The sequence below is a fragment of the Shewanella sp. OMA3-2 genome (genome assembly GCF_021513195.1).
Lineage (GTDB): Bacteria > Pseudomonadota > Gammaproteobacteria > Enterobacterales > Shewanellaceae > Shewanella.
This window is the reverse complement of record NZ_CP090974.1, coordinates 764,720-782,157: the sequence shown is the minus strand read 5'-3', so window position 1 is coordinate 782,157 and position 17,438 is coordinate 764,720. Positions and strand designations below refer to the sequence as shown.

The 17,438-nt window shown below is 41.7% G+C and carries 19 protein-coding genes and 1 pseudogene; 9 read left to right on the top strand and 11 right to left on the bottom strand.

The window, feature by feature from the left end; genetic code table 11:
• Position 1 precedes the first annotated feature (1 nt).
• From L0B17_RS03545 to L0B17_RS03515, 7 genes are all read left to right on the top strand, one after another.
• Positions 2–1,261 carry an NAD(P)/FAD-dependent oxidoreductase gene (locus tag L0B17_RS03545; protein ID WP_235087622.1) on the top strand — a complete coding sequence of 420 codons (1,260 nt, stop codon included), beginning with the start codon at positions 2–4 and terminating at the stop codon, positions 1,259–1,261.
• 85 nt (positions 1,262–1,346) lie between these two features.
• Complete coding sequence (locus L0B17_RS03540; RefSeq protein WP_235087621.1) at positions 1,347–1,934, top strand: DUF3261 domain-containing protein; 588 nt, start codon at positions 1,347–1,349, stop codon at positions 1,932–1,934.
• Between the two features lie 62 nt (positions 1,935–1,996).
• Entirely contained in the window at positions 1,997–3,193 is a 1,197-nt protein-coding gene (locus L0B17_RS03535) for a beta-ketoacyl-[acyl-carrier-protein] synthase family protein (RefSeq protein ID WP_235087619.1), read from the top strand.
• Between the two features lie 10 nt (positions 3,194–3,203).
• Positions 3,204–3,710, top strand: coding sequence for a hotdog family protein (locus L0B17_RS03530; RefSeq protein ID WP_235087617.1), 507 nt, complete (start codon positions 3,204–3,206; stop codon positions 3,708–3,710).
• 35 nt (positions 3,711–3,745) lie between these two features.
• The gene (locus L0B17_RS03525; protein ID WP_235087616.1) at positions 3,746–4,471 is read left to right on the top strand and encodes a 3-ketoacyl-ACP reductase FabG2; all 726 of its coding nucleotides are present in this window, start codon (positions 3,746–3,748) and stop codon (positions 4,469–4,471) included.
• A complete protein-coding gene (locus L0B17_RS03520; RefSeq protein WP_235087614.1) occupies positions 4,468–5,697 on the top strand; it encodes a beta-ketoacyl-ACP synthase in 1,230 nt (409 codons plus the stop codon). Before L0B17_RS03525 ends, L0B17_RS03520 begins: the two co-directional genes overlap by 4 nt.
• Before the next feature lie 32 nt (positions 5,698–5,729).
• Positions 5,730–6,473 carry a hypothetical protein gene (locus tag L0B17_RS03515; protein ID WP_235087613.1) on the top strand — a complete coding sequence of 248 codons (744 nt, stop codon included), beginning with the start codon at positions 5,730–5,732 and terminating at the stop codon, positions 6,471–6,473.
• A gap of 110 nt (positions 6,474–6,583) precedes the next feature.
• Here the strand turns inward: L0B17_RS03515 and L0B17_RS03510 are convergent, their stop codons facing one another.
• From L0B17_RS03510 to L0B17_RS03480, 7 genes and pseudogenes are all read right to left on the bottom strand, one after another.
• The gene (locus L0B17_RS03510) at positions 6,584–8,086 is read right to left on the bottom strand and encodes a methyl-accepting chemotaxis protein (protein WP_235087611.1); all 1,503 of its coding nucleotides are present in this window, start codon (positions 8,084–8,086) and stop codon (positions 6,584–6,586) included.
• Positions 8,087–8,095: 9 nt separating this feature from the next.
• Positions 8,096–8,713, bottom strand: a complete 618-nt coding sequence (locus tag L0B17_RS03505) for an SCO family protein (RefSeq protein WP_235087610.1) — start codon at positions 8,711–8,713, stop codon at positions 8,096–8,098.
• Positions 8,714–8,884: 171 nt separating this feature from the next.
• Entirely contained in the window at positions 8,885–9,478 is a 594-nt protein-coding gene (locus L0B17_RS03500) for an FMN-dependent NADH-azoreductase (RefSeq protein WP_235087608.1), read from the bottom strand.
• A gap of 165 nt (positions 9,479–9,643) precedes the next feature.
• Positions 9,644–10,153 carry a thioesterase domain-containing protein gene (locus L0B17_RS03495; RefSeq protein ID WP_235087607.1) on the bottom strand — a complete coding sequence of 170 codons (510 nt, stop codon included), beginning with the start codon at positions 10,151–10,153 and terminating at the stop codon, positions 9,644–9,646.
• Between the two features lie 3 nt (positions 10,154–10,156).
• Positions 10,157–10,594 (bottom strand): D-aminoacyl-tRNA deacylase, encoded by a 438-nt coding sequence (dtd, locus tag L0B17_RS03490; protein ID WP_235087605.1) that lies wholly within the window; start codon positions 10,592–10,594, stop codon positions 10,157–10,159.
• Positions 10,595–10,768: 174 nt separating this feature from the next.
• Positions 10,769–11,734, bottom strand: coding sequence for an alpha/beta fold hydrolase (locus L0B17_RS03485; RefSeq protein ID WP_235087603.1), 966 nt, complete (start codon positions 11,732–11,734; stop codon positions 10,769–10,771).
• 278 nt (positions 11,735–12,012) lie between these two features.
• Positions 12,013–12,852, bottom strand: a pseudogene (locus L0B17_RS03480) (virulence factor BrkB family protein); the annotation flags it as partial.
• Positions 12,853–12,956: 104 nt separating this feature from the next.
• On the opposite strand from L0B17_RS03480, the gene L0B17_RS03475 reads away from it, so the two are divergent.
• Both L0B17_RS03475 and L0B17_RS03470 read left to right on the top strand, forming a co-directional pair.
• Positions 12,957–13,181 (top strand): hypothetical protein, encoded by a 225-nt coding sequence (locus L0B17_RS03475; RefSeq protein WP_226411773.1) that lies wholly within the window; start codon positions 12,957–12,959, stop codon positions 13,179–13,181.
• A 20-nt stretch (positions 13,182–13,201) separates the two neighbouring features.
• The gene (locus L0B17_RS03470; RefSeq protein ID WP_235087602.1) at positions 13,202–13,870 is read left to right on the top strand and encodes a DUF2959 domain-containing protein; all 669 of its coding nucleotides are present in this window, start codon (positions 13,202–13,204) and stop codon (positions 13,868–13,870) included.
• A 126-nt stretch (positions 13,871–13,996) separates the two neighbouring features.
• On the opposite strand, the gene L0B17_RS03465 is transcribed toward L0B17_RS03470, so the two are convergent.
• The 4 genes from L0B17_RS03465 to leuD form a co-directional block, all read right to left on the bottom strand.
• Positions 13,997–14,455, bottom strand: coding sequence for an Lrp/AsnC family transcriptional regulator (locus tag L0B17_RS03465; protein WP_235087600.1), 459 nt, complete (start codon positions 14,453–14,455; stop codon positions 13,997–13,999).
• A gap of 29 nt (positions 14,456–14,484) precedes the next feature.
• On the bottom strand, positions 14,485–15,012 hold the full coding sequence (locus L0B17_RS03460) for a prepilin-type N-terminal cleavage/methylation domain-containing protein (RefSeq protein ID WP_235087598.1): 528 nt from the start codon (positions 15,010–15,012) through the stop codon (positions 14,485–14,487).
• Complete coding sequence (locus tag L0B17_RS03455) at positions 15,002–16,606, bottom strand: sensor domain-containing diguanylate cyclase (RefSeq protein WP_235087597.1); 1,605 nt, start codon at positions 16,604–16,606, stop codon at positions 15,002–15,004. The genes L0B17_RS03460 and L0B17_RS03455 overlap by 11 nt, the downstream gene beginning before the upstream one ends.
• Before the next feature lie 224 nt (positions 16,607–16,830).
• On the bottom strand, positions 16,831–17,436 hold the full coding sequence (gene leuD / locus L0B17_RS03450) for a 3-isopropylmalate dehydratase small subunit (protein ID WP_235087595.1): 606 nt from the start codon (positions 17,434–17,436) through the stop codon (positions 16,831–16,833).
• Positions 17,437–17,438: the final 2 nt, after the last annotated feature.

Here is a 17,438-nt window from a genome sequence, read left to right as displayed (position 1 = left end):
CATGCACAGCCAACCGTTAACTCTACTCAACAATTTGGACGTTGATGTCGCTATTATTGGTGCAGGCCCAGCGGGCACTATTGCCGCCAGCCTTTTACACCAGCAAGGTAAGCGCGTTGTAGTACTAGAAAAACAACATTTCCCCCGATTTTCTATCGGCGAAAGCTTGCTCCCCTGCTGCATGCAGTTTATTGAACAAGCCGGCATGTTAGAAGCGGTTGAACAAGCCGGTTTTCAGTTTAAAAATGGTGCGGCTTTTCGCTATCAAGACAAGTACACCACCTTTGATTTCACCGATAAATTTACCCCAGGCCCAGGTACCACCTTTCAAGTACAGCGTGCTCAGTTTGATAAAGTATTAGCCGATACAGCTGCCAAGCAAGGTGTAACGATTCATTATGGTCATACGGTTAATCAAGTCGATTTAACCGCTGAACCTGTGCTATACGTCAGCGATGAACGCAATCAAGCCTATCAAATTAACGCTAAGTTTATTCTTGATGCCAGTGGGTTTGGCCGCGTATTACCGCGCTTATTAGATTTAGAAAAACCATCAAACCTGCCTTCTCGCAGTGCAATCTTCACCCACATAGAAGACAATATTAGTGATCCAGCATTTGACCGTAATAAAATACTGATCAGCGTACATCCACAGCATAAAGATATTTGGTATTGGCTAATTCCTTTCAGCAATAACCGCTGCTCAATGGGTGTGGTGGGTGAGCCACACTTACTTAAATACCTTGAAGGCACTCTCGCGCAGCAATTATTGACCATTGTGAATCAAGAGCCTGGTTTAAAGCGCTTATTGGCTAACGCTAACATTGTGCAAGAGTGCGCCACATTAAAAGGTTACTCAGCCAATGTCAGCACCCTAGCAACAGATAAATTTGCGTTACTGGGTAATGCGGGTGAATTTTTAGATCCGGTGTTTTCATCTGGCGTAACCATTGCAATGCAATCAGCAACTATGGCAGTAGACAGCTTGCTAAAACAGCTTGATGGTCAGTTGATTGATTGGCAACAAGACTATGCCGAGCCATTGATGAAAGGAGTTAATACCTTTAGAACCTATGTGCAAGCTTGGTACGATGGTCGTTTTCAAGATGTGATTTTTTATCAACAAGCCAACCCTCAAATTAAGCAAATGATTTGCTCTATTCTTGCGGGTTACGCCTGGGATGAAACAAATCCATTTGTGGCTGAATCAGAGAGGCGCTTAAACACCATTATCGCCCTTTGTAGTACAACCGTAGCCTAACGTCAGCGAGTAAATGACAATTAAAAATAACCTCAAAAATATAAATAACGGTCATGGCGAGCAACCCATTAATGGTACTAAATAAATGATATTGAATCCGCGATACCCGTTAGGACTATTAATATTTTTCTGTTTGTTATTGGGAGCTTGTAGCCAGCAACTGCAACGCCAAACGTGCGTAACCTTATCCAATAATATTGATTACTGCTTAGCGTCTCTTATTGATCAGGTTAAACAGGATGCTCACAGCCAAATGGTGCAGTTTACCCATGATGGTAAATCACACCAGTTAATTACCGAGCTGCAAATTGATAATCAAACCATGACATTAGTCGGATTAGCACCATTAGGCCAACCACTGTTTACCATAGTTTACAATGGTAGTACCTTGGTCAGTCAGCAAAGTAGCTTACTTGGGCAGCAATTTAAAGCAGAATACTTAATGGCGATATTACAACTTGCATACTGGCCGACAGAAACAGTAAATCAACACCTATCCGCGGGTACATGGGAACAAAAACAATGCGGTTCACCTTTATGCCGTCAACTAGTACAGTACGGTAACGAACCAGTATTAACTGCTGAATATAGCCATATTGACCCTTGGCAGGCTGCTATCGACATTCGTATTGCACAAGCTAATGTGCAGATAAAGATTCAAGCGTTACAATAAGCATCATACATAAGCGCTACAAATAAACGACCTCACTAATTAACACGCGAAAGACAAAAAACATGACAGGCATAGGCATCACACACATCGGATTGTGTACTCCTCTGGGTAACACTCCAGAATCCGTGTTAACAAAATTATTGCAAGGTGACACCTCTGCAATGCAATGGCGTGACGACTTATTATTTGAAAAGCCTACATTGGTGGGTAGCATTAGTGATGATGTCTTGCTCGACATTCCTCAGCACTTACAAAAATTTAACTGTCGAAATAATCGCCTACTTCATACCGCAGCAATGCAAATTCAACATAGCGTACAACAAGCAAAACTTGAATATGGCGCTGATCGCATTGGCGTTATCTTAGGTTCAAGCACCTCAGGCATCTCAAAAGGCGAAGCTGCATTAAGTTACCGCGCAGAACACGGCAAATTTCCGCCAAGTTACCATTATTCTCAACAAGAACTTGGTAGCACCAGTTTATACTTACAAATGCTGTTCGACTTACAAGGCCCTTGTTACACCATATCTACAGCCTGCTCATCCAGTGCCAAAGTATTTGCTGCAGCCAAACGGTTATTACAAGCCAACTTATGCGATATGGTCATTGTTGGAGGCGTTGACAGCCTTTGTCAACTGACATTAAACGGCTTTAATGCCTTAGAGTCAGTATCAAAAGGTCAATGTAACCCGTTTAGCCTTAATAGAGACGGGATCAATATCGGTGAAGGTGCGGTGCTGTTTACCTTAGAGAAAAAAATGACTCAAGTGATGTTAGCTGGCGTAGGTGAATCTGCCGACGCCCACCATATATCAGCCCCGCATCCTGAAGGGCATGGCGCGATATCAGCAATGCAGCAAGCACTTCAAGCGGCCAATATCAGCATTAACGATATTGATTATATTAACTTACACGGCACTGCCACACCTAAGAATGATGCGATGGAGTCCCGCGCCGTAAGTTGCTTATTTAAAGGCGCGATTCCCCCCTGCAGTTCAACTAAACCAATAGTCGGTCACTTACTTGGTGCAGCTGGCGCTATTGAGGCTGCTTTTTGTTATTTAGTATTAAGTGATCTTAATGACAAAAATGGCTTGCCACCACAATTATGGGACCAAGTAATTGACCCCAACAACCCCGCATTACCCTTCGTTATACAAGGGCAAACCCGCGCAAAAATTAACTACACCATGAGTAATTCATTTGCTTTTGGCGGTAGTAATGTCAGCGTCATTTTTGCCAAGAGCAAGCATAACTAAGGGCGAAATAATGACCACACCAGCAACATCCACTCAGCCTTTAATCGCCAGTGCTGCATTACTTTCACAATCGGTGAGCGAGTTTATTCCACATCGTGCGCCAATGATTCTAATCGACAGCCTTATCAGCCATCAGCATGACGGCTTAATAACTCAAACACATATTACCAGTAACAGTGCGTATTTTGATCCGCTAAAACAAGGCGTACCAAGCTATGTTGGCGTGGAATACATGGCCCAAAGTATTGCCGCATTAGCGGGTGTTGAAGCCCTTATACAAGGACTGCCAATTAAGGTCGGTTTTTTATTAGGCAGTCGTAAACTACAGTTACACCAAAGTTTATTTAAGCTAGGACAAACCTATCGCACCCATGTAGCACGTTTATATCAAGAGGAATCAGGTTTGGCGGTATTTGATTGTCAGGTTTTTCAGCATCAAATCTTAGTAGCACAAGCTAACATCAATGTGTTTCAACCTACCGACACCTTAGCCTATATTAATAATAGCCACAGTTAGCGACAGCAACAGCGCTTAATATTTGGAGAACAACATTGAATAAAAGAGTATTAATTACCGGTTCAAGTCGCGGTATAGGTAAAGCCATTGCATTAAAGCTTGCCGCTACTGGCTATGATATTGCACTGCATTTTCACAGTAATGTCACCGCTGCAAACCAAACCCAGGCAGAGCTTATCGCCCTAGGTAGCCAGGTCAGCTTACTGCAGTTTGATGTTGCCGACCGCACCAAGGCAAAACTTGCAATAGAACAAGATATAGCAGATCACGGGGCTTATTACGGCGTCATTTTAAATGCCGGCATTACCCGTGACACCGCCTTCCCAGCGATGACTGAACAAGAATGGGACAGTGTAATTCACACTAATTTAGACGGTTTTTATAATGTTATTCATCCTACCATTATGCCAATGGTGCAAACCCGTAAAGGCGGCCGCATCATTACTTTGGCATCCGTTTCAGGCATTGCCGGTAACCGTGGCCAGGTAAATTACAGTGCATCCAAAGCCGGTATTATTGGCGCGACTAAAGCATTATCACTTGAATTAGCTAAACGAAAAATTACCGTAAACTGTATTGCCCCTGGCCTAATAGAAACCGATATGGTCAGTGACTTTTCTAAAGAAATGGTTGACCAAATGGTGCCGATGAAACGCATGGGTAAACCAAATGAAATAGCCGGACTGGCAAATTTTTTACTATCAGACGATGCAGCTTATATTACCCGCCAAGTTATTTCAGTTAATGGAGGCATGATATGAGTCGCCGTGTTGTGGTTACTGGTATTGGCGGCATTTCCGCCCTAGGCCAAAACTGGTCGGAGATTAAAACGAGTCTACTGGCGCAGAAAAACTGTGTCGTCAAAATGGACTCATGGGATAGATACATAGATCTAAATACTCGATTAGCTGCGCCAGTAACAGATTTTGTTACCCCAAGTCATTATTCGCGTAAAAAAGTGCGGTCTATGGGACGAGTATCATTAATGGCCACCCGAGCCAGTGAGCTTGCCCTTGAAGATGCCGAGTTACTTGATCATCCTATACTCACATCAGGTGAAACCGGCGTCGCTTATGGCTCATCAACGGGCAGCACAGCTCCTATAATGGGCTTTGGTGATATGTTAAAAACGGGCACCATGTCAGGGTTAACAGCAACTAGCTACATCCGCATGATGGCCCACACCACGGCAGTCAATATTGGGGTGTTTTTTGGCTTAAAAGGTCGCATTCATACCACCAGCAGCGCCTGCACTTCAGCAAGCCAAGGCATTGGCTACGCCTATGAAGCCATAAAATATGGTCACCAAACCATAATGCTAGCAGGCGGTGGCGAAGAGCTTTGCCCGACCGAGGCGGTAGTGTTTGATACTTTATTTGCCACAAGTACCCAAAATGACACGCCTGAATTAACCCCTAGTCCATTTGATAAACACCGTGATGGTTTAGTTATTGGTGAAGGCGCTTGCACCTTAATTCTTGAAGAGTTGGAACATGCCAATGCCCGCGGCGCTAAAATTTACGCCGAACTTGTCGGCTTTGGCACTAATTCAGATGGTTTACATGTCACCCAACCTAACGCTAAAACTATGGAAGTGGCGATAAGGTTAGCCCTAAAAGATGCCCAGTTAACTGCTGATAATATTGGCTACGTTAATGCTCACGGCACCGCAACTGACCGTGGTGATGTAGCTGAAACCGCGGCAACCCATGCGGTGTTTGGCTGCAATATGCCGATTTCTTCATTGAAAAGTTATACTGGCCATACCCTAGGCGCTTGTGGCTCATTAGAGGCATGGGTTAGCATTCAAATGATGAATGAAAACTGGTTTATTCCCACCTTAAACCTAACCGAATTAGACCCTGAGTGCGCCGCATTAGATTATATTCGCGGTGACATCAGGCCCCTTGAAACAGATTATGTGATGAGTAACAATTTCGCTTTTGGCGGCATTAATACCTCTTTAATTTTTAAACGCTGGAAATAATTCCGCAGAGATACCCCCCATAAGGATATGAAATGAAAAAAATAGCACTCAGTTTATTAATCTCAAGTTGTTTACTGGTACCCGCCAGTTTCGCCAAAGATTATACCCAAGAAGATTATCAACAAATTTTTCAAGGTACTAATCAATATAAGCAACAAAAAGCACTTGAATCATTAATTTTATCGGGACTGAATGACCCAAGTATATTCGACATGATTGAAGCTAAGCTAAACGCAAGCTTACCCCTAGCAACTAAAAAGCATCCCATTGAATACTCATCTTGGTTAGCCAAAGGTTTAGGCTATTCTGGCAATGAAAAATATCGTGCCAGCCTGCAAGCCATTGTTGAGGGTGATTACCATGATAAGTTGCGTAAATATGCCCAAGAAGGGTTAAGCAATATTGATCAATTTGCTATTTGGAATCCTATTCTAAATAACCAAAGCCAATATGATGCCAACCAATCACAAAAATTAAATGTACTGGCCAATGCTTTAGCCAGTGATGATTTAGAACTAAAACGCTTAGCGGCAAAACGTATTGTCAACGAGCGTGTTTATGATGAATTTACCCTGCAAAAACTGGCAGATCAGTTAATCAGTTTAAATAAATTGAGCAATGATAAATTAGCGATTGATGCTTATGCCTGGATAGCTAAAGCACTTTCAGCTTCTGGTAATGAGAAATTCAAACCTGTAATAGTCACGCTATCTGAAACTGCGCCAGAGAAAAAACTGCGTAGTTACGCATCAAAGTATTTACAGTCTTACCGCTAATCAACCTGACAGCTAAATCTTATTGCTTAGGCCTTACTGCTTAGCTTTAACAGAAAATGCGACTCTCTCGAGTCGCATTTTTTACTTAAGCATCTCTTTATACCAACCCATTACACACGATATATCGCCGCTTTGGTTTGATACTCTTCGGTAATTGCCTTCATGCTAGTTACGCCATTAGTTAACTTAGCAATTTGCTCTGATAACAAGGTAACTGTGTTGATGTTGTCAGTCATTTCGCTGCCAATATGGCTTAATTGCTTACCCTGTTGCTCTGTATCATCAGCAACATGGCGACTTAAACTAGCCACTTGCTCAATTTGATTAGCACGATCAGCCAGTCCAGCTGCAATGGTATTAGTATGGGCAACATTAGCCGTGGTCCGTTGCTTACCCTCATCCATCGACTCAACTGTTTTCAGCATACTGCTATTTAATCGACTTAATACCTTGGCAATTTCGTCGGTTGAGTGGCTAGTTCGCTGCGCTAAAGCACGTACTTCATCGGCAACCACAGCAAAACCACGGCCACTTTCACCCGCTCTTGCAGCTTCAATCGCGGCATTTAATGCCAACAAGTTAGTTTGCTCAGAGATACTGCGAATAGCTTGCAACAAGGTAGTGATGGCGGTGACATCTTTGGTTAGATCGGTTAAAGACTCAGTGACTTCTGCCGTATTACTTTCTAGTAACTGCATATCCTTCATAATCGACAAGGCACTTTGCCTATCTTGCACGCTCGATGTTGCCGCTGTGTGCGCTTGCTCTGCTGAGAGCTTGCTGTTATCTGTAACCTGATGAAAATGCTGAATGATATCCTGTGCAGTCTGCGAAATTGAATGCGCCTGATGCTGTTGATGATTCATTGCCTCTTGAGTATGTTCACTTAACATCAATAATTGATCTGACGTCTTAGTCATCTTAGCGGCAATACCATGGTAATCACTGAACAACTTACTCAACTCTTCCAACATCAAGTTAAATGCACTCTCTGCTGAAGTCGTTGCAGGGCTTAGCCTAATCGATAAGTCTTTATTGGCCGAAATTTGCTGAATAGCATCGGCGATACGTATATTGGCCGATGAGTCTTCGCGCATAAAGAGTGATATTTTAATTAAAATAATGGTTTCTGCAGCGGCAAATAAAGCATGTACTAACATAATGCTCCAGTTGCAATCTCCAGCAAAAATCATAATTGGTGTGTCAAAAAAGCTCCCGCCAGACAGTTGAATATAGGTAAATAACATATGATGAACAGCAACAGTTAACAAAGAGGCTAACAAAGGCTGCCAACGCTGATAAATAAGAAAAATAGCCATAGAAGCGAAGATATGAAAATGCATTTCAATCATGCCCATTTGGCTTTGTATTAATAATGCAGATACCGTCATCATGATTACAGCTGCTACAATACCAAATAACGGCGTACCTTTAAGCATGCTGTAACTTGCTTGTACCAACACTGCAATAGCTACAGCAGAAACACCTGTAAACATGAGCATTTTAGCGCCAACAAAACCGCTCAAAATCAGTAACGGTGCTTGCATTAATAATATTAGATATACGTATGCATCATTTTTCAATAGTCGTTTAATGGCCTGTGAGTCAATCATAGCGATCCTTTAATTCGATGTTATATATTGTCTTAATTCGGCTAACATCTTGTCGGTCGAGAGGTGCTTAGAGGTATAAATACGCGCAATACGTCCATTAGGTGCAATTAAATATAGATTACCTACATGATTATTTATAGGTGAGTGTGCCTGAATATTTTCAGACAGATGTTGAGACAACGTCAGCAGATCAGGTTCAGTCAGCGCCGCACTGATAAATCTGGATGACTTATCATCAATCATTTGCTGTCGAATTGCCGGAGTATCATTATCAGGATCAATAGTAATAAACATAAATACTATATCTGCTTGATCCAATTCAGAATCCTCTGCAATGGCATTTTCAAGCTGATGTAATTGCTGAATACGGATGGGACAGATTTCTGAGCAGGATAAAAAACCAGCAAATAAATAAGTGAATTGAGCTTTATTAGCAGGAAATATATGGCTATTGAACCGGGTGTCTTGCCATTGAAAAGATAATGGTGCTAAATTTTCAGCATGAATGCCATATCGACTTTGCCCATCTGTACTACGAATAAATTGTGTTGTCACCATTAATAAAGGCACTAAAAATATCGCGGTAATAATAAACGCTGCTGCCGACCATTTTTGCGTTTTTGTCATTCATCTCACCGCTTAGTAAACATAATACATCTAAGTAAAAAGATGTTAGCACTTCACTTTAAAGGCTAACATTTCATCATAAAAAGCTAAATTTTCACCATAAAAAATGCCCATGATTGAATATAATCAACCATGGGCATAGCACGATAGTATTAACCAAGAATCACATCATTACAATGATATTGCCTTTAATGCTTGCTTTGCACTTGCCATTGCAGCGGCTGCGCTATCTGCGCCCATATTCAATCCTTCTGCATAAATGACGTCTACATCGGTAATGCCAATAAAGGCTAATACTGTGGTTAAATAAGGCACGACATGGTCGCTGCCTGCATCTTTATGCATACCGCCACGGGAAGTCACAATCACGGCTTTCTTGCCAATTAATAAGCCCTGAGGGCCTTTATCAGTATAGGTAAATGTCACACCAGCTCTGGCAATCAAATCAATCCACGCCTTCAATTGTATTGGGATCATAAAATTATACATAGGCGCGGCTAATACTATGGTGTCATTACCCTTAAGTTCAGTGACTAATTTATCTGATAACGCTAAGGCATCTTGTTGACGCTGAGATAAATTATCGCCACCGCGTAAACCGTTTGCCAGTTCACCATCGAGAACCGGCACTGGCTCTGCTGCCAAATCACGGGTGGTGATAGCTGCACCTTGATCTTTAAATAATACTGCCAACTCATCTAATAAAACTGATGATTGTGAATGGTCACCTAAAATACTCGATTTCAACATTAATACTTTTTGCATAATTACTCCTTAAAGTCGTGTCGTCATCTTCAGCACTGGACCCACTTACGTTCAAACGCGTTGAATCGCTGCCTTGATGGAATAACAACAGTATACTTACGAATAAATGGAATAATAGCGGAATAAATCGACACTAACGTTCTAAAAAACAGAATATATACAGAATTAAACCACAGATGGTAAAGAGACATATACGCCACAAAAGCGTGCACATAATACATCATCACACCACAACTCAACCGTAAGCTCGACTTTAACTCGCCGTCCTCGCGCCAGCGGCGACAAATCCAGTGCAGGCCAAATCACTTTTGCACTAGGTTGTTGATGCACTGGCGCAATATATTTTACCTGCGCATCAGCAAGCACAATATCGCCCTTGACCGAGGCTAACTGCTGTTGCAGCCATACCATGCCCCACCCGGTTAACGTCATCAGAGTATAAATACTGCCGGCAAACATGGTTTGATGAAGATTAATATTGGGTGCTAACGGTGCTGTGGTAATGAGCTGACTTACCTGTGATAAGGACAACTCAGCTTGGTGATCAGCAGCGCTTGCGGTTAAGTTATTTGTATCAGTAAATGCTAACACCTCAACTTGCATAAACTGACTCAGCGGAATGGTTCTGTACCAAGTGGCTACCAGTTCCTCTACTAGCCGTTGATGCTCTGTCATATTTTATACCTGCAAACTAAAGGTGACAGGACCGTCGTTGATCAACGAGACTTGCATATCAGCACCAAATCGACCGGTTTGAGCATTAAGACCAAGTTCACCACAATATACGACAAACGCTTCATATAACGTATTCGCTTGCTCAGGGGTGGCTGCACCGGAGAAACTAGGGCGCAAGCCTTTGCCTGTATCGGCGGCTAACGTAAACTGAGAGACCACCAGCAATTGGCCACCAACCTGAGAGATATTCAGATTCATTTTGCCATTTTCATCGCTAAACACGCGGTATTTACTGATTTTAGTCGCCAATTTTTGCATTTTTTCCATGTCATCTTCGCGCTCAACGCCTAACAACACTAACAAGCCTTGGTTAATCTCACCGATAGTTTCATCAGCCACTGTCACTTTGGCGTGCTTAACCCTTTGTATCAATCCAATCATGGTGTAAATACACTCCTTAAAAACGGGTATAACAGCAGAGTCGGTCGATCTTTTAAGATGACTTTTCAGCCGTTTGTAATCATGTTATCCAAGCCAGAGCTTGTAGCATGGAATAATTCGGTATTAAAAACGATAGTCGAGTATCAAGTCGCTATAAGTGTTGCACCCTATCATTTAACCCAGGCGCGCAATATTTTGCATCACGGCACGCAACATTTTAGCATCACTTAAACTATGGTATCCGGACTTTACATGCTCTACCGTTAAATGATGATGCTGAACATCTTGTAAAAAATCAGTCAGTAAATGAGCAGGACACACCCAATCTAGCTCGCCTTGAATTAAATGAGTTTTAGCAGAAATGCGTCCCGCTATTTGCTCAAACAACTCAGGAGCAGAAAAGTAATCATGTATTGCATGATGGTGTTCAATATGGGCGATTGAGATGAGTTCTGGCGCAGTCCCCATCACCCTTATCATGCTTGGCGAAGCAAGAGTTTGTTCCCATTGATTCCACGCCAAAATAGCATGTTGTCTTTGTTGCGGGTCTGCTGAGTGTAACAGCCCATAATAGCCAGATAATAACAGTTGAGTAGTTTCACGCTGATCACTTTCAATCAAAGTACTTTGAATTTGAGCACCTAGCGCTGGTGCATCGATGGCAGGTTTAAATGCTTCAAAGGCCTCGGTAAAAAATAGTGCTGCACCATTAGAACCATACAACCAATCACGTGCTGCGGTATTGGCTAAAAATAGCCCCCAATAAACTTGCTCACTCACTCTAGTAGGATACAAGCCACTGTATAACCACCCTAATGTAGCACCATAAGAACCACCCACTATGGCCCATTTTTCGATAGCAAAATATTGTCGAACTAAGTCAATATCACCGATTAACGCAGGTAAAGTATTCGAGGCTAAATCACCACCTATTGAACGTCCGCTACCCCGTTGATCGATAAAAAATACGTGTAAATCAAGGTGAGTAAATAGAGCCACATCACCTGCATGGCAACCGGCACCTGGGCCACCGTGTAAATACACCACAGGCTTGGCGCCTACACGGCCATATTGCGATACAGAAAGTGTTACGCTCTGGCCAACATCAACCATTGCATGACGAATAAAAGCTAAGCTCAAGGCGTTGACTTAGTGGTTGCTTCAGCCACTATTGATGACTTAGATGACTGAGCTGACTGAGCTGACTTAGATGATTTAGATGACTTAGATGACTGAGCTGACTTAGATGATTTAGATGACTGAGCTGAATCCGTCGCATTGTCACTGTCTTCGTCCGCAGGCTTTAAAATATCTTTTTCAGCAATGGATTCAACGGTGGGATCACTGTCATCGGCGATTGTATCAATAAGTTCATCTAACTCAGGAATAATTTGATGTAGTAATTCAGCAACGTGCTGCTCTAAATACTCAGGTAATGAGGCCGTTATTACCGCACCCAGTAATACAATAATCCAAGAAATATAAACCCATACAAACAAAATAGGAATAACCGCTAACGCACCATAAATAGCTTCATAGCTGGGAAATTGAGTGACATAAAAAGCAAAACCTTTTTTACCTGCTTCAAACAATACCGCCGCCACACTCGCGCCCAATAGCGCATGGAAAAAATGCACTTTTTTATAGGGCACAACCATATACAGCAACAAAATAGAGGCAGCAGAAAATATCATCGGCAACTGTGACATCAGCCATGGTACAAAACCTGAAAGCTCGGTATCGCTCAGCAGCTCCAAAGAGGCAAGATAAGAAGAAGCTACAATACTCCCGCCCATGAGCACCGGACCAAGTGTTAGCACCATCCAATACATGGAAAACGACACCACATAGGAGCGCTTTTCTGTGACTCGCCAAATATTATTCAATGACTTATCAATGGCAGAAATCAGCATAATAGCCACAAAGACTAGCGCGACTATGCCGACAAAAGTGCCTTTAGAGGCATTGTTGACAAACTCATTGATATAAATTTGCACCGTATCGCCGGCTGCGGGTAAAAAGTTCTGATAAATAAACCCTTCAATATGACCTCGAATACCTTTGAATACCGGAAAAGCAGACAGCATCGACATAGTCACCGCCACCATAGGCACCAGTGACAATAATGTCACATAGGTTAAATGACCGGCACGAATATTAATTTGGTCTTCATCTAGTCGATGCTTAAGATGCAATAAGAATTGCCAACTCCCAATAACAAACTTCTTGAGGGATGCCATAGTGATACGATCGGCCATATTTATCCTTATTCTGCAAACGATAGGTAAGATATTCATTGTAATCACATTTCAACTTCGTACAATGTTATAACAAATGAGATGCAAACCAAAGGAACGAATTTATGTCACAACAAGGATCTGCTGGCAATGTGTTAGCCGCTGTCGCAAGTTTATTTTTCCCAGGGCTAGGGCAATTATTACAAGGTCGATTTTTAGCTGCTATCGCTTTCTTTTGTATTGTAGGTACTGGCTATTTTTTTGGGGTACTTATTGTGCCCGCTATCATAGGCGCAATATTTCATTTATGGGCTATTATCGATGCAGCAAAATTTAAATCGGCTGCATAACAATCACTAAGAGAAACCAAATGAAAACATCCAAGATAATTAATATCGGTCTTGCTGCAACCTTAGTTGCTAGCACGCTTTCAATAAGTGGTTGTCAAAGTGCTTATTATGGTGCGATGGAAAAAGTCGGCTATCACAAGCGTGATATTATGGTCGACCGCGTGCAAGATGCAAAAGAGTCACAGGAAGAAGCCCAAGAACAATTTAGTTCTGCATTAGCCGAGATGCAGGCACTATTGGCCTTTGATGGTGGCGATTTAGATAAAGCCTATAACAAAGCTAAAGATGAATATGAGTCAGCACAGGCTGCCGCTGATGATGTTAGCAATCGCATAGATAAAGTAGAAGATGTGGCTGAGGCATTATTTGATGAGTGGCAATCTGAAATAGACGAAATAAGCAAAGCCAGTTTACGCCGTAGCAGTAGCAGTAAGCTAAAAGAGACTCAGCGCTCATATCACTCTTTAGTTAAAAGTATGCGCAGAGCTGAAGCTAAAATGCCGCCAATTTTAACTGCAATGAAAGACAATATGCTGTATTTAAAGCATAACCTTAATGCACAAGCCATTGGGGCGATTAAAGGCGAATTTACCAGCCTACAAACAGACATTTCAAGCCTGATTACAGAGATGAACAAGTCGATTGCTGAATCAAATGAATTTATCAAATCAATGGAAACAGGCAGCTAAGTCGTTCAATAACTAATAACCTCAGCTCGGGATAATAAAAGATTATTAACCCATCGTTTATTTGGTGTCAGGTACTAAAAAGCCGTATTACTGTAAGCAGTAATACGGCTTTTTTGCTATGTACATCTACTGCTCTAACGGCAACATAGTGCGACTAAATACGGGCTTTAATACCACCGTAGAGTGAACTTGGGCAACATTATCAATGTTATTGATATTTTGTTTAATCAAACATTCTAAACCTAACAAATCTTTTGCAACAATTTTAAGCATATAATCATATTCACCAGTGATCACGGCACACTCCATCACTTGCTTTAACTTAGTCATCTCTAGCTCAAATTTATCCGCTTTGACGCTGGTGCAATCAGCGAGTCGCACATAGATAAAGGCACTAATATTAAGATCGAGTTTTTGCGGATCTAGTTGCGCTTGATAACCAATAATGACTTTATCTTGCTCTAGTTTTTTCACTCTGCGTAAACAAGGAGTATCAGACATATTCATTTTATCAGCTAAATCGGCTATCGAAATACGGCCCTGATGCTGCAAAATATCAAGTAACTTTAAGTCTTTTTTATCCATTGTATAGCCTATTACCTTTAAAACTGTTTCTAACAGCCATTAACTTCAACCACAATTATAGGAGCCGCTCCGGCCGCTTGCGGTTGAGAATAACGCACTTCACATTTATTTGCCGCATAATCTGCATTGGGTCTAATACGTAATCCAGCAACTTGGCCACCGGAGCTGAAGGTGGTGATGTTAAACTCACCACCATTCGCATTATCTTTTATATTAATCGCCCGAGCGATCCCCGCCTCAGAATGGCGCGGATAACCAAACGCTAAAGTAATTTTTTCCCCTTGTGCCTCTAGGCTATTTCCCAAACCATTACCTGTAGCAATCGGAGCGGTTTGATCGCAGTCACGGCTGATAACACATGCAGAATAAACGAGGGTTTTAGCGCTTTGCATCGCAGCCGCTACGCCTTTCATTGTGGCAAGGTGTGCATCAGAGGATAAATTAATAAACTTAGGCACGGCTATTACGGTTAAAATAGCGACAATAATTATCACCACCACCAGCTCAATTAAGGTAAAACCATTAACTGAATAGGGTGAGTTTTGGCTAGCTATCACAACTCGCTACCTCCTGCGCTATGGTTATTTGGTCTTTGCCATTATGCTTGGCTTGGTACATGGCAATATCTGCCCGATGAATTAAACTGTCAGTATTAGCATCATCACCATGACACAATGTCACCCCGATACATGCACTCACAAACAAAGTATGTCCTTCCAATTCATAAGGTAACTTTATAATATCAAGCACTTTATTGGCCACAAAGTTAGCGGTTTGCGCCTGGTCTTTATTGGGCAACAATACAATGAATTCATCGCCGCCGTAGCGAGCAATAATATCACCATGAAACAGATCTCGGCTGACCCTTTTGGCAACTGCATTAAGTAATAAATCACCAATCCGGTGTCCATAATTATCATTAATTAACTTAAAGCCATCCAGATCAATAAATAACAACGAAAAGTGACGTTGTTCTAATAATAAATTTTGGATCATATCCCTAATCGCCATGCGATTCGGTAATCCAGTGACCGTGTCATGATTGGCTAGGTGCAACGCTTTGGTTTGAGCTTGCGCCAGATCCGCTGTTCTATCTGCCACACGGCGCTCTAACTCATAACGACTCTTCCTAATTTCTTCAGACATATGATTAAAACTGTCAAAAAGGTGCACAAACTCTTTAGTTGTTAACCGTGATAACGACAGTTTTTTTAAGGTTCTAGGATCAGAGGTTAAGCCATTAGTATTATTAATTAATAACGCTATCGGGCGGGTAATTAACCCTGAAATCCACCACGAAATTAATACGCACACAATAAAAGTACACAGTGCTAGTGTTAAAATTACATTGGCTTGTTCATTTGCGCGGGCTAATAACTCACTTTTAGGTTGAGGGATCATCACTCCCCAGCCAGTTCTGGGCACAACAGTATAAGCGGCTATCATGTCTGCATTTACCGCCGGAGAATAAAATGCCATAACGCCTGAACCACCCATCATCATTTTTTGCACCACATTGATGACGCTGATATTTTTACTCTCTTGTTGCCACGTCTTATTCGGATGAGCTAATACATTACCTTGTTGATCAACAATAGCTGCATGCCCGCCTTGACCAAACTTAACCGCTGATTGCAATTGTTCGATATAACTAGAATGCATAGTGGCAAGCCATATGCGTTTATCATCACTTTGACGGAGCATATATAAAGTCGGCTTAGTCACACCTAGTTTGTGAATCGGCGTAAACCGACCTTCATTAATATCGGTTAAATTGAATGTGTTTAATGACGAGGTTAACGATGTAGGTTGTGAGCTTTCTGGGCCAAAAATAACCGCTTGTAATTTTCCATGCTGGTCAAATTCGCCTAGGGAAATAACATCAACATCCTGCATTAACTGAATAAATTCTGTTGCTAAAGTTTGCGATATCACTGAGTCGCTAGCACGAGTAAAAATAGCTAAAGCATCCACTGCATAGCGTTCTAATGCCTGGGAAATATTTTTGGCTAACAGTAAATGTTTTTCTTCTACCATCTGATATTCATCTTCAAACACATTATGGTTCGACCATACTGCCATGGAGATAATCGGCACCAGTGACACTAGCACCATCACTAATAGTAACGAGAGCCTAAAAGATAGTTTCATTAATAATTTACTCTCATTTAACACAGCTCCATATAGGCGAAAGCTCATTTACCAGCAACAAAATTGAAACACCTTATTCACAAAAGCATCAAAATGCAACAAACCCCATTCAGAGATCAAACAAAGCATGAACCAGGATTAAACAAAACGAAATAACGCCCATAAAAAAACCTTCTATTACTAGAAGGTTTTTAAAAAATGAACCCAGCTTTTAACGATGACGTTTATGCATACCAAGCTGGAATATTAGCTTCATAATCGGTAATGCTTTGCTCAAACGACAAGGTCAACCCTATCGCATCTAAGCCATTGAGTAACTTATGACGTGCTGATTCAGTAAGGCTAAAGCTAAACTCTGCACCTGTTGGTGAAGTCACTTTTAGCGCTTGTAAGTCTACGGTAATTTCTGCCCCTTCTTTGGCTGCTACTTCATTAATTAATTGCTGTACTTGTGCAGCAGTTAATTTAACCGGTAATAAACCATTGTTAATCGAGTTGCCATAAAATATATCAGCAAAGCTAGGCGCGATAATCACCCGTAAACCAAAGTCCGCTAGTGCCCAAGGAGCATGTTCACGACTTGAGCCACAACCAAAGTTTTCTTGGGTCAGTAAAATGGATGCCCCTTTATAACGCGGGTGATTTAACACAAAATCTGGGTTAGGCTGATCGCCAGCATCATCTAAATAACGCCAATCATGGAATAAATGCACCCCAAAACCATCTCGGGTTACTTTAGACAAAAATTGCTTTGGAATAATTTGGTCGGTATCAATATTGGCACTATCAATCGTCACGGCTAAACCGGTATGGGCAGTAAATGCTTGCATGT

Bases quoted from the DNA above. Each gene is read 5' to 3' on its own strand.
- L0B17_RS03465 (WP_235087600.1), bottom strand. From the start codon at position 14,455: ATGGATAAAAAAGACTTAAAGTTACTTGATATTTTGCAGCATCAGGGC.
- dtd (WP_235087605.1), bottom strand. From the start codon at position 10,594: ATGATTGGATTGATACAAAGGGTTAAGCACGCCAAAGTGACAGTGGCT.
- L0B17_RS03500 (WP_235087608.1), bottom strand. From the start codon at position 9,478: ATGCAAAAAGTATTAATGTTGAAATCGAGTATTTTAGGTGACCATTCA.
- L0B17_RS03545 (WP_235087622.1), top strand. From the start codon at position 2: ATGCACAGCCAACCGTTAACTCTACTCAACAATTTGGACGTTGATGTC.
- L0B17_RS03520 (WP_235087614.1), top strand. From the start codon at position 4,468: ATGAGTCGCCGTGTTGTGGTTACTGGTATTGGCGGCATTTCCGCCCTA.
- L0B17_RS03455 (WP_235087597.1), bottom strand. From the start codon at position 16,606: ATGAAACTATCTTTTAGGCTCTCGTTACTATTAGTGATGGTGCTAGTG.
- L0B17_RS03540 (WP_235087621.1), top strand. From the start codon at position 1,347: ATGATATTGAATCCGCGATACCCGTTAGGACTATTAATATTTTTCTGT.
- L0B17_RS03535 (WP_235087619.1), top strand. From the start codon at position 1,997: ATGACAGGCATAGGCATCACACACATCGGATTGTGTACTCCTCTGGGT.
- L0B17_RS03505 (WP_235087610.1), bottom strand. From the start codon at position 8,713: ATGACAAAAACGCAAAAATGGTCGGCAGCAGCGTTTATTATTACCGCG.
- L0B17_RS03530 (WP_235087617.1), top strand. From the start codon at position 3,204: ATGACCACACCAGCAACATCCACTCAGCCTTTAATCGCCAGTGCTGCA.
- leuD (WP_235087595.1), bottom strand. From the start codon at position 17,436: ATGCAAGCATTTACTGCCCATACCGGTTTAGCCGTGACGATTGATAGT.
- L0B17_RS03475 (WP_226411773.1), top strand. From the start codon at position 12,957: ATGTCACAACAAGGATCTGCTGGCAATGTGTTAGCCGCTGTCGCAAGT.
- L0B17_RS03515 (WP_235087613.1), top strand. From the start codon at position 5,730: ATGAAAAAAATAGCACTCAGTTTATTAATCTCAAGTTGTTTACTGGTA.
- L0B17_RS03470 (WP_235087602.1), top strand. From the start codon at position 13,202: ATGAAAACATCCAAGATAATTAATATCGGTCTTGCTGCAACCTTAGTT.
- L0B17_RS03495 (WP_235087607.1), bottom strand. From the start codon at position 10,153: ATGACAGAGCATCAACGGCTAGTAGAGGAACTGGTAGCCACTTGGTAC.
- L0B17_RS03510 (WP_235087611.1), bottom strand. From the start codon at position 8,086: ATGATTGACTCACAGGCCATTAAACGACTATTGAAAAATGATGCATAC.